Source organism: Neofamilia massiliensis (assembly GCF_001299475.1).
Lineage (GTDB): Bacteria > Bacillota > Clostridia > Tissierellales > Peptoniphilaceae > Neofamilia > Neofamilia massiliensis.
This window is the reverse complement of record NZ_CYUJ01000002.1, coordinates 64,480-77,268: the sequence shown is the minus strand read 5'-3', so window position 1 is coordinate 77,268 and position 12,789 is coordinate 64,480. Positions and strand designations below refer to the sequence as shown.

12 protein-coding genes are annotated in these 12,789 nt (G+C 26.8%); all 12 read right to left on the bottom strand.

The features are described from left to right. Positions 1 to 10 precede the first annotated feature (10 nt). Positions 11 to 676 (bottom strand): ABC transporter ATP-binding protein, encoded by a 666-nt coding sequence (locus tag BN2667_RS00330; RefSeq protein ID WP_054251364.1) that lies wholly within the window; start codon positions 674 to 676, stop codon positions 11 to 13. 111 nt (positions 677 to 787) lie between these two features. Then, positions 788 to 2,011, bottom strand: a complete 1,224-nt coding sequence (locus tag BN2667_RS00325) for a radical SAM/SPASM domain-containing protein (RefSeq protein WP_054251363.1) — start codon at positions 2,009 to 2,011, stop codon at positions 788 to 790. Beyond that, the gene (locus tag BN2667_RS00320) at positions 2,004 to 2,945 is read right to left on the bottom strand and encodes a S8/S53 family peptidase (protein WP_054251362.1); all 942 of its coding nucleotides are present in this window, start codon (positions 2,943 to 2,945) and stop codon (positions 2,004 to 2,006) included. Before BN2667_RS00320 ends, BN2667_RS00325 begins: the two co-directional genes overlap by 8 nt. Positions 2,946 to 3,016: 71 nt before the next feature. Then, positions 3,017 to 3,181, bottom strand: a complete 165-nt coding sequence (locus BN2667_RS09285; RefSeq protein ID WP_154664279.1) for a hypothetical protein — start codon at positions 3,179 to 3,181, stop codon at positions 3,017 to 3,019. Between the two features lie 65 nt (positions 3,182 to 3,246). Beyond that, positions 3,247 to 4,446 (bottom strand): radical SAM/SPASM domain-containing protein, encoded by a 1,200-nt coding sequence (locus BN2667_RS00315; RefSeq protein ID WP_054251361.1) that lies wholly within the window; start codon positions 4,444 to 4,446, stop codon positions 3,247 to 3,249. After that, the gene (locus tag BN2667_RS00310; protein ID WP_054251360.1) at positions 4,443 to 5,453 is read right to left on the bottom strand and encodes a radical SAM/SPASM domain-containing protein; all 1,011 of its coding nucleotides are present in this window, start codon (positions 5,451 to 5,453) and stop codon (positions 4,443 to 4,445) included. Before BN2667_RS00310 ends, BN2667_RS00315 begins: the two co-directional genes overlap by 4 nt. A 16-nt stretch (positions 5,454 to 5,469) precedes the next feature. Beyond that, the gene (locus BN2667_RS00305) at positions 5,470 to 7,110 is read right to left on the bottom strand and encodes an ABC transporter ATP-binding protein (RefSeq protein WP_054251359.1); all 1,641 of its coding nucleotides are present in this window, start codon (positions 7,108 to 7,110) and stop codon (positions 5,470 to 5,472) included. Between the two features lie 344 nt (positions 7,111 to 7,454). Further along, positions 7,455 to 7,577 (bottom strand): hypothetical protein, encoded by a 123-nt coding sequence (locus BN2667_RS09530; protein ID WP_268258892.1) that lies wholly within the window; start codon positions 7,575 to 7,577, stop codon positions 7,455 to 7,457. Between the two features lie 248 nt (positions 7,578 to 7,825). Further along, complete coding sequence (locus tag BN2667_RS00295) at positions 7,826 to 9,466, bottom strand: ATP-binding cassette domain-containing protein (RefSeq protein WP_054251358.1); 1,641 nt, start codon at positions 9,464 to 9,466, stop codon at positions 7,826 to 7,828. A 15-nt stretch (positions 9,467 to 9,481) separates the two neighbouring features. Beyond that, complete coding sequence (locus tag BN2667_RS00290; protein WP_062551387.1) at positions 9,482 to 11,401, bottom strand: ABC transporter permease; 1,920 nt, start codon at positions 11,399 to 11,401, stop codon at positions 9,482 to 9,484. Between the two features lies 1 nt (position 11,402). Next, on the bottom strand, positions 11,403 to 12,107 hold the full coding sequence (locus BN2667_RS00285; RefSeq protein WP_054251356.1) for an ABC transporter ATP-binding protein: 705 nt from the start codon (positions 12,105 to 12,107) through the stop codon (positions 11,403 to 11,405). A 224-nt stretch (positions 12,108 to 12,331) separates the two neighbouring features. Then, positions 12,332 to 12,505: a S41 family peptidase gene (locus BN2667_RS09085; protein WP_082380134.1), complete on the bottom strand. Its 174-nt coding sequence runs from the start codon at positions 12,503 to 12,505 to the stop codon at positions 12,332 to 12,334. Between the last annotated feature and the right edge of the window lie 284 nt (positions 12,506 to 12,789).

Genomic DNA, 12,789 nt, shown 5'->3' with positions numbered 1-12,789 from the left:
ACAATTCTCCTTAACTAGAAATTTTTCCATCTTCAATACGAATAGTTCGATCCGCTAGCTCTGAAATATCCATATCATGTGTAATCATAACTATAGTTTGATGAAATTTTCTACTCGATAGTTTTAAAAGTTCTAAAAAATCATTACTAGTCTTGCTATCAAGATTTCCAGTAGGTTCATCCGCCAAGATAATTTTAGGATTTGTTACAAGAGCTCTAGCTATTGCAACTCTTTGTTGCTGACCTCCTGAAAGGTTATTTGGCATATTTTGAAGTTTGTTTTTTAAACCTAGCATTTCTATTACTTCGTCCATAAAATTACTATCTACTGCTTTTCCATCTAATTCTACTGGTAAAACAATATTTTCATATACATTTAGAACCGGAACAAGATTATAATTTTGAAAGATAAATCCAATATTCTTTCTGCGAAAAATAGTCAACTCTTCATCTTTTAGTGTAGAAAGGTCTTTTCCATCTACCAGTACTTTTCCAGAAGTTGGTTTGTCTAAACCACCCATCATATTCAAAAAAGTGGATTTTCCACTTCCAGAAGTTCCAATAATAGCAACAAATTCACCTTCTCCTACTGAAAGAGAAATCCCATCTAATGCCTTTGTAATATTGGGTTCCTTTCCAAAATATTTTTTTAAATTTATAGTTTCCAATATGCTCATATTAAAATCTCTCCCTTCTAATATACAAACACTATAAATTAAATCTATTTAAAAGTTATTAATGACACATTATTATAAAATATTTATTTTCATATTCCAAATAGAATTAAATCATCCCCAAACATATTTTTGTAACTTTTCTCTATATTTTATACATCTTTGTTTTCGTAAATAGGGATTAGTAAAAATATTAATATTTGTTGAATAACATTTAGAAGAACAAAAATAACGCACATCACAAAACTTACATGGTGAAATTTTATCAACAATACAAGTTTGTTGTATATGACTAATATTCTTTGAAATCATATCTAAATCATTATAATTTCCTAAAACTATATTGCTATCTTCAGTAGATGCACATAACGTTACAGCGCCACTTGCAGTAATAGAAATCATAGAAAATCCTGCATTACACATTGATAACATATTTATATGCTTTAAGATATTATCTTCTGCACCTTTATTGCTTTCCGAAATTAAAAAATCATAATTTTCTATAGCACGACCTTTAATAGCTAATATTCTAGTTATAGGTCTTACATTCATTTTTTTGCATAGTTTTTTAAATTTATCTATGTGAATACTATTATCACTTGTCAAAATCATAGACAATGTAATGTTATAAAAACTATTTAACTGTAATTGTTTTATAGAACCCATAACTTTGGTAAAAGTACCTTTTCCACGTATAAAATCTACGCTTTGCTTGTCATATCCATCTAAACTTATATTTATTTCATCGACACATTCTGTTAAAACACTTACTTTTTCTTCCGAGAATAATGTCGCATTAGTAATAATACTTATATTCCCATTAAAATTATTACGAATGTATTTCAATTTTTCATATATATCTTCAATACAAAAAATTTCCCCTCCTGTAAGCGTTAGCGAATTTATTTGCTTAGTATTTGCCCAATTTATTATGCTTTTTAAATGAGAATTAGATAAAAATTCATTTTCTTTACTCCCATACATTCCAGAACAATGTTTGCACCTCAAATTGCATGCCGTTGTTAATTCTAATGACAAGTCCTTAATAAAAACTTCTCTTTTTTTAAATTCTTTATTTACCAAAACCTTTATCTTTGCAAGAACCCTCAATAGTTTCGTATAATAAACTTTGTATTCTACTGATTCCAAACTATTCATCAATTTTTTATACCCATCAACTATTCCTATATATGGCTTTATATAGTAATAATCTTCAACAGGTATTTTAATCCAAAGCCCACTTCTAAGTATATCTCCTATAACAATATAGTCATTCTTAATAATGATCCTCGTATAGTCAGAAAATGCTACGTCATCAAGTCGAATTTTATCATCCATAACTATCCTCCTTTATACTCAATAATTTGTTTGTTAAATTTTCTATAAACATAATATCTGATAACCAAATTAAATTATTAATATAATTTAATTTGGTTATAGAATTGATAAGCTTAACTAACCTTGTGACATTTTCACTTGTAGCATTTTCGATAATCAATTTACCATCACTATTATACATATCTGTAATAATCGAATTGGATATCATTCTTTTATAAAGTGATTTATCAATTAAACAATCCCTTTTGATTTCTAACTGTTTAGGTGAGAGTCTTAAAATACTTGATGGTTGCAACTTTAGTAACACTTTGTAACTTTCTTCTAGATCATTTTTTGATTTATTAATTTGATATAAATTTTTTATAAGGAATGGTGTCAAAAAACTATTTGCACCACTTAATTTATAAGTTCCATTTATCCACGGAACAACCCTTGGTATATTATCTACAAAAAAAGCCGCAGGGTTTAATTTAAGTAGATCATTATTTACACGGTTATGATTTCTTCTTTGAATACTAAGTATATCTTTGTATTGTGCTAAATAGTTGAACTTTCCACGATTAGAAGTGGTTGTTACAAGAATTATTTTCTTTCTGCAACATTCTAATAGAATACCTTCTAATTCCGAATCAACGGACATATTCTCTATTCCTAAACTTAGATTTACTATATTAACATCCTTTTTAATAGATTCTTTTAATGCACCCTTAAGCGAACAAAGATTACCTTCCCTATTTTTGTCTAAAATTGCCATATTATAGATTTCTATATTAGTCCCAATCGAATCAATTAATGTTATAATGCATGTTCCATGTCCATTTTTATCTATAGGTGATAATTCGCTCGAAAAACTATTACTATAAACTATTGGATTTTGCAATTGTCTGTGAAAATCAAATCCACTATCTAACACAGCTATTTTTAATTTATTCATGAATTTAATCCTGTTTAATAATACAATAAAAGGGAGGATAATCCATCCTCCCTTTTATTGTTTTCCCAATTTTACCATAATGGACTTGTGTTATCTGTTGGTTTCCATCCACAATTATATCCAGCTGTCTTTTCAAAGAATTCTTGACAATCATCGTCACAGCCATATCCTTTAATCTCGATGTCAAGTTCTTCAACCTTACAAGTATCCTTAGTATTAGTGTTTTGTTCTTTCATAAATAAACCTCCTTAAAGATATTTTCAAAACATACTACGAATCTATGTAAAATAGCGACCAACTGCTATCTCACATCAACATTATCCCATACAATGGTAATTAATTTTTCATATAATTTTTTGCAACGTTCCATTCTATATTCTTTATTTAAGTATATCACATCATTTTGTGAAATACAAGGGGTAGAGCAAAAATATCTGACAGGACACGATGAACAATCTTCTATAGTGTCGATAATCGGAACTAATGAATCTAACATAAATTCGAACTTATTTTCTCTTACTAAAAACTTCCCAATGATATATTCGATTTCTCTCAATGCAGCACATGGAAACACTTCGCCATTTGTATTCACAAATAATGAAGAGTAACTATGATGACATATAGACTTCATATTAGTTCCATTTAAAGAACTTAACTCGATTGACTCAGCGTTTTTATATTTGAAGTTCTCATTAGCTTTCCCCTTTAAATTTAGTTTACGAACCACTGGATGAACATTTAATCGTTTAGTTAGTTCATAAAAATGTGTTATTTTCTCTTGATCACCAGTATCTACACACGATAAGGAAATATCCTTAAAGTTATTTGAATGTAAATTATTAATTAGAGTAATAATTTTTTCAAAAACATATTGACCTCTAATAGAAGATACACTTACTTCATCATATCCATCCAAACTTATATGTAATCGATTTACATTTTCTATAATAAATGGAATATCAGACTTATCTATCAATGTTCCATTTGTCATTATTTCTAGTGAACCACTATAAAAAGAGCGAATACCTTCCAATATTTCAAATATATCAGTTCTACAAAAAGGCTCTCCACCAGTTAAAATTATACGCTGGACACCATTTTCTGAACACCATTTAGCCAAACCAATAACTGTACTAATGCACATCTCTTTATAATTATTTCCACCAAAGCTGTAAGAACAATGTTTACATTTTAGATTACATAGTGTTGTCAATTCAATAGTTACATTTTGAGGTCTAAGTAAATTCTTTTCTTCATCTTCAATTTTATTTTTTTCTATAAGAACATGAATTTCATATAATTTATCAAAGACTTTTCTAGTTACTTCATCAAGTGATTGGGAAGAATCCGTAAATTCTAATTTGTTAATACTGTCTATCAATACTGACTTTGGAATCTTTATCCAACGCCCATCCACCGCTATATTACCAATAATACATAAATTTTTCCAATATAAAGTCTTTGCATATTTCGAAATTACTAAATTATCATAATTGATCATACTCCTCTCTCCTTTATGCTATACAATATTTTTCTATATGAACAAAAAAAGTTATTAACTTTATCGAATTGACCTGAAAGCTTATAATTCCCATACAAACAACCGGAACTTTTACAACATTTGTAATACTTACATCCATCACAACCTTTTCTATGAATTTGTGTTCCATCTGTATAATTTAATGGGATTTCACAATTATCAAAAATGTTTCCAATAATAAATTTAGGAGTACCTACAATATATGTACATGGATAAATGTCACCATTTCTATCTAAGCTAAACATACTATATCCGCCAGCACAACCCTTTCTACCAATAAATAAGTCATCGTCATCCAAATTAATACGTATATGTTGATTCTCATATTTAAATTTATAAATCAATCTAATTTGTTCCTCAAGTATTGGTATTTGATTATCATCCCAATTATCATCAAAGTAATCAGGTATGGCTTTTAATACTGTAAATCCTCGATTAATTAAGTACATCAAACTACTATATAATGAATCAACGGTTTTAGAATTATAAGTCATGCGTGCAGATAATTTTAGACCATTATCCACAACCTTGGGTATTAGTTCATCAACAGTTCCCCATGAAGATTTTCCATTTTTATAATGTCTATTGGACTCATATACCGATTTATTTCCGTCTATACTTAAAGCACACTCTATGTCATTATCTTTAAACCAAGCAATGATCTCATTTGTCATTAAAGTACCATTGGTCGTAATTGAGTAAAAAATCCTAATACCTGGTAATATTTCATTATCTAATTTTTTAATAAATTTATATATAAATGGATATTTAAGTAAAGGTTCTCCACCAAAAAATTTAATAAATAATTTATTACTATTTGTCTTGTGGCATGTTGTATTAATGAAATCAATACATTTTTCAATATACTCATACTCATTAATAAATATATCATCTCGTAAATTATCTTGTTCATAGCAATAATCACAATCCATATTGCAAGATCTTGTTACCCAAATACTTAATTTCATAGACTTATACCTCCACTCATGATTTTTCAGTTAACTTTAAAATCTTCGTACATAAACGTAAAATCTCTGGTTTATGTGTTATTATAATAAGAGTCTTTCCCTTGAAATAGTTATTTATAAAATCAATCATAATCTCTTCACTGACAGAATCTAGAAAAGCTGTAGGTTCATCCAATATACAGATAGGTTTGTTCTCTAAATACAATTTATATAAAGCTAATTTTTTTGCCTCTCCACCAGATATGTTTAACTTATTCTCTTTGATCTCAAATCCAGACTCTGTTATATTAATACCTGAGTTAGAAAAGTTCATTGAGTTTATATATTTTTGAAGTAAAATTGCATTTTGTTTATTATTTAAAAATTCATTGAATTCCTCAGTTAGTATGAAACTATCTTGAGTCATGACTCCTATTTGTGTTCGTAAATAATCAGTTTCTATATCATTTAAGTTTATACCATCTAGTTCAATTGAACCTTCAGTAACATCACATAACTTGGTTAAAAGTCTGCATATTGTTGTCTTTCCGCTTCCATTCTCTCCTACAATTCCAACTATATCTCCTGGGTTCAAATGCTCAGAAAAATTTTTAATAACATAATCTTCACCGTTATATGAAAACGATACTTTTTTAAATTCGATTTTCCCTGTTAAAGGAAGTTGCGATTTATAAGAACCTTGAACAATTATGTTCTCATTAGAAACCAAATCGTATATGTTTTCAAGAATCGGAGAAAAATTTCTAATTTTGACAAAGAGATTCCCAAGAGTTACAATCGGAGAATATAATCGTTGGACATATATTGTCATACTGAAAAGCAAACCAACAGAAAGTAAGCCATCAGAAACATCTAAAGCGCCAATAAATAATACTAAAATAATAGCTAGTATATTAAAAGATGTCCCAGTAACACTTACCATACTTAAAATTTTTGTAAGTCGTAACCCTCTCAATGATAATATATTACACTTATTAGAATATGTTTTTTTTATATAGCTTACTTTACCAGTCATCTGTAAAGACATCATATTATTAATGGTTTCAGTACTATATGAGTTGAAATCCCCTATTATTTCTCTAAAGATTCTCATTTCTTCTTTACTTTTATTGGAAATCAATTTCTGAATTATAGCAAAAATTACAGCTAAAGCAATAACAAATACACCTATTTTTATATTTAATATTATTATATATGAAGCTATTCCTATCGCCAAAATCAAGTTTACAATTAACTCACTTATATTTGAAGTCAAAAGTTCCTGTAATTTATCTAAATCACTATCAAGAATAGTTAAAATATCACCGACTTTATGTTTGTTCCAAAAAAAAATGTTCACATTACATAATTTTTCATATATTTTTTTTCTTGTATCTAAAACAATTTTATTTCCAAATCTGAAAAAAAATACTCTCTGATAGTAATAAAAAATTACCATGATAACACCACATAACAACATTTCTAAAGAATATTTTAAAATAGCATGAAAATCGTTTTTAGCAATACCAATATCAACAATTTTACTTAAAAAACTCGGGAAAATAATAGAAGAAGCAGTATACGTTATAAGACAAAAAAAACATAATAATTGATTATATAAGTACTCCTTTTTATCTATATTTACAATTTTTGATATTTTTTTTATAAAAGTTCTCAAATAAATACCCTCCTTACAAAACATATTTACATATAGAGCCTATATCCACCAAAACTTAATAAATCAAATTTAATTTTTCAAATCTTTAACATAGCTTTAAACATACTTTGTTACTATTAGTTTATCACTTTTCCCCGTAAACATGCAAATATTAATTTCTATTGTAAATTAAAAAGATACGACTTTTAGTAATAATATTATAAATTATGTAACCTAGTTTAAGATGCTATAAAAAATCTTATTCAGGTAAATCTTACATATTTTATTATATAGATTTAGAATCGGTCTGAATTTTTTATTGTTTTCTCTTCTAATTTTCCTATATTCTTCAAGGCTAATTTCATCTAAAAAAAGAGATCTTGAATGAATTTATCCGATAGATAGAAATTAAGCTCTGCCTTTAAATCTCTTTCCAAATATTCAGTCTTTATAATTTCTTGTCTACCTTCAAGCTTTTTTACTTTCATACTCCACCTCCTATATCACAGGCAAAGAAATCAGATCTATTTTTTACCTTAATTTTCTTTCCTCTATATTCCTTAGGACAAGTTGGGTAATTTTGAGTAAAATAAATAAGCATACAAGATTCTGATATGCTTGTATGCTTACTTAAATCTTTAATTTTTATCATTTAAATATGTCTAGCTTAATTTTATTATCCAAGTTTTAACTAAAAATAATCTTACACATAGGATGAACATCTCCTATTAATTTATTATTTATATGAAATCATATCAAAATAATCTCCTTTACTTTCATAAACAATATCGCAATATTCTAAAACTTTAAATCTATGTGTAATTACTATGATTATTTTGTTATTGAATTTAGTAACAATATTCTTAATAATTTCTTCTTCATTAACCATATCCATATTAGATGTAAACTCGTCTAATATCAATACATCCTTATCTTTAAGTAATGCCTTTGCCAAACATAATCTTTGTTTTTCTCCAACTGACATAGAAAACTCTGATCCTATAACCGAATTAATTCCGTTATCTAATTGATTTATTTTACTGAGTAAATTAACATCATCCAAAACTTTATAGATTATTCTTTCTTCAACATTATTATCAAGCGTTAGATATGATTTAATGCTGACTTTAGGGATAATAATTTCTTGTGTGACAAGTGAAATTCTATCTCTTATCGAAAATTTATCTATATATTTTATATTTATATTATTCACTCTAAGTTCTCCATCTTCTGCATTCCAGAACCCTAATAGAAGCTTCAATAGAGTAGTTTTTCCTGTACCACTTTTCCCAATGATACCGTATTTTTTTCCTTTTTGAAAATGTAAGTTTATATTATTTAGTATATTTTTTGACTCACCATAGTTGAACTTAACACTATTATAATCAATTGTTTCAACAGTATGAATTTGTTCTTTTGCATTTATGGAATTATCTAGTGCAAGTTCAAAATTGTTTACTCTCTCTAAAGAAATGAGAGTAGACCTAATTTCATAATTCATATTAGTTAATCCTAAAATAGGTCCTAAAAGCATAGAAGAATACGACATAAAAGCTATAATTTCTCCAAATGACATAAGTGATTTTATAACGAGAATCCCACCAATAAACCAAATAATAATCTGTGAAATAGCACTAACAAATTTTCCAGAAAACGCATTTAAAAATGATAAATTCATAGCATCAATAAATTTATTTTGTGTACATATCTCCTCTTTCAATGAACGCTTAGCATAATATTCACATTCATTTGATAATACAATATTTTCAATATCGCTAATAAAATCATATAAAACCTGTTTATTTGTATCTTTTTGTTTAATAAAAACTTTTGTCTTATCTTGCACTTTACGAGATAGCTTATTGTTAATAGATACTATCACAAGCTGTAATAGTATAACAGCCATAAAAAGTAGAGTGTTCATTCTAAATAAAAATATAGCCGCTATAGAACCCATTAAAACATTTTTAAAAAGTTCAAAAAAGATAGTTGTAAATGATGCACCTATTTGTTCTAAATCATCACTAATGATATTAACTATCTTACCCGTGCTGTAGTCTTTTAGAACGTTCCCTTGAATATTCTTAATTCTGTTTAGTATAAGCGTTCTTTTATTTATCAAATACTCTTTCTTTAATTTAACCCTATTTATATTAGCTAAATACTCAAAAATATGTTGAAAAAAGACCATAATAATATACAAAGCAGTCCAAGTTAATAAGACCTCTTGATTTTTAGCAGCTATACCTTTATCAACTATCATTTTTAAGGTATATGGGAGCAATAACATTAATGCGATATTTATAAAGGAAAACAAAAAGCATAATATTTGCTCTTTTTTAAATTTTTTAAATTCTTTTATTATATCAACAAACATTAGCTACTCCCTACTCTACTCATATATTTTGTTACATAAAATTCTATTTAGACTTATATTATATACAAACATGATTAACAAATATAATAACAATGAAATCGTAGCAAATGCAAATATGTACATATCATTATCTAAATATTGATTTGTAAAATAATACATTGATACAGTCCCAGTAACCAAACTTAGCAATATCATTTCGGTAGCATTTATAAAGAACGCCTTGTTCCTAAACGCATTATATTGACTAATCTGTTCAAGACTCCATCCTAAATCAAAATATATTTTATTTTCTATATAGATTTTGTCTAAATTTTTAATGCTATAAAAAGCGATATTATTAATAGCGATCAATATCAAAATCGACGCCATAAAAACTCCAAAAATAGTTAATATCGATAACCCAACCAGACCATTTAGTCTACTCCACTCTTTCAAGACAACTTTAATTGTTATATGCTCTTTTTCATTATCCATGACTAAATTAGTTGAAGAATTTAAAGTCTTATATAGTTCATTTTTTAATTGAGCTTTCGGCTGATTTTTGAAACTTACCATCATAACATTCCTCTTTACAGGAAGTTGCATGTCATTAATTACTTCATCATTAAATACTAATAACTCAAATTTTCCATTTATATTACATTGTAGAAATGGAAAATTTTGAATACTTTCAGCCATATAAAAGTCTTTGTTATTGATGCTAATTTGATTATTTTTAACTTCATCCTTTATCCTTTTTTCAATAATCATATCCTCTACTTGCACTAAGTATTGATAATCAGATAAATTGATTGGGTCTTTATTCAACATTTTACGTAAATAATTATAATCGCTTAATTTTATACACTGTGTAGGTAAATTATATTTTTTTAAATCTTCGTTTGAGTATACCTTGTATTCAATCTTATAATTTACGTTATTAAAATCAATTTTATCTTTCACATTACTAAAGTCGACACTCTTGGCATCTACTGATACAGCCAGATCAAATGGGGCTTCTTTAGCTATATTTTCTTTATATGAATATCCAATCGTCAATGAACCAAATAAAAATAAGCACGATAAACAAAGAATCGTCGTTGATAAGCACTGATTCCTGTAATATTTTTTCCAATTTCGTATAACTTCTTGCGAAAAAACATATTTAAAAAAATTTTTAGATGAAAATTTTACATTTTTATTTAATCTTGTTAAAATAATCATCTTGGTTAATCTATATATAAGAAAAGAACAAGATATTAAGCTCGCCATAATATAATATATTGTAATATCATATTGTATATTTTTTGTAATTAAAAAAATAAAAAAAACTGTTAAAGCTAGTATTCCAGCTGTAATAACGGAGTATCTAAAAAGATTGTTGTCTCTTAAAATCGAATCTTCAACCTTTAAAATATTTTCATAATATATTAAATCCTTAACATCCTTTCTCTTTAAAATAATATATGCAACCAAATAGTTAGTACACAAAATCATAAGCAGCAGTAAAATATACTCCGTAAAAGTTTTAAATCCTATTATATCTATCTCTATATTAGATATTTCAAATATTAATTCTAAAAGTATGACAATACAATGACTATATATAGTACCTAAAATCACACCGATAATTGATGCAATAAAAAAACTTTCTAATAAGTTGACGTTTATCATACGAGCCAAAAAGGCAATTCTATTTCCGGCTAAAGAATATATACCTAATTTTTCTCTTTCCCTTATAATGACTTGTGTTATTCCATCAATGGCAAATTTAATTGTTACAAGAAATGAAACAACAAATATAACTGAAAAGAATACTTTCATATTTTCCATATTTTCTGCCAATTCGTATATTCCTTCACTATTGCTCAAAATTAAGACAGCATAAAAGAACATAAAAATTAACGACATACTAAACATATAATGATAATTTTTATTACCTCCTTGCCCTATCATATTATCCCTCATTACTCTCTTGATAAAATAGTTTTTCTGCACTGTTTAAATTATCTAATTCTATAAGATGTCCATGTCTAATAAAATATACTTTATTACATACTCTAGCAACTTCAAGATCATGTGTTACCATTAATAAAGTTATATTAAATTTTGTAACGACATCATCTAGATAGATAATGAGCTCCTTAGATGTATAAATATCAAGTGCAGATGTAATTTCATCAGCTACCACTAATTTTGGTTTTTTTATAATCGCTCTTGCAATAGCAGCTCTCTGCTTTTCTCCACCAGATAATTCTGATGGATACCTTTTTAATAAATTCTCGATATTTAACACATCTATAAGTTTGTTAAAATATTCATCTTTTTTAATATCCTTTCCAGCACTTCTACTTGGTAATAATATGTTTTCTTCAATATTAAAATTCTCCAATAGTCCAAAATCTTGAAAGATAAACCCTAATTGATCTCTACGCAACTCAGCTATATCAGAATTTTTTAATTTTCTCAAATAGTTATTAAAAAGATAAACATTCCCGGAATAATTAGAATCTATCGTTGCTATAATATTTAAAAGCGTTGTCTTACCACTACCGCTCTTCCCTAAGATAACTACTCGATCTCCTTGTTCAACCTCGAAATTAATATTTTCCAAAATCATCTTATCGGCGTATGATTTGCTTACGTTTTCTAATCGAATCATATTTCTTCCTCCAAATCCCGTAGTTATAAAATTTAACTCCACATATTTTTTATAATGTTAATACTAATGTCAGAAATACAATAATTTGAAATATTGTTTAATTCTATATAGTCTCCCTGAATAAATCTATTACCTATTATATTTAGGTTAAAACCGTTTCCACTAGATATGATGCTCTCAAATTCAAATTTTGAAACGCTAAGTTCATATATAGCATTATATTCCTAATGCAAAGTTTTTTGAACAGTATTTTTACCAAAGGTGCTTTCAGTACCTATAACAACTTTTTTATTATTGTTCACTCTTATTCCTGTTACAGGATCAGCTGCAGAAATAATTCCTTTTCCAACTAATAATACAATTCTAGAAAATTTGCTATCATGATTTTTAGAAGGCAAGTCTGTACCCTCTTTTTTATAAGACTAAATTTATATCTTCCATAAAAAATATCCATCATGCAAATTGTTTGCATGAAATTGCCACCTATACAATTCCTTGAATCTAGAATTATACTGGATATACTATTATGGTTTTCTATATTTTCACTTAGTTCATCAATATAACTCTGGTTTATATATTTAATTCTATTATATAGTGAATTATTCACTATATTAAATTTTACATTAGTTCTATTACTTTCATTATCATACTTATGTACTTTAATGATTATTGCATATTTATC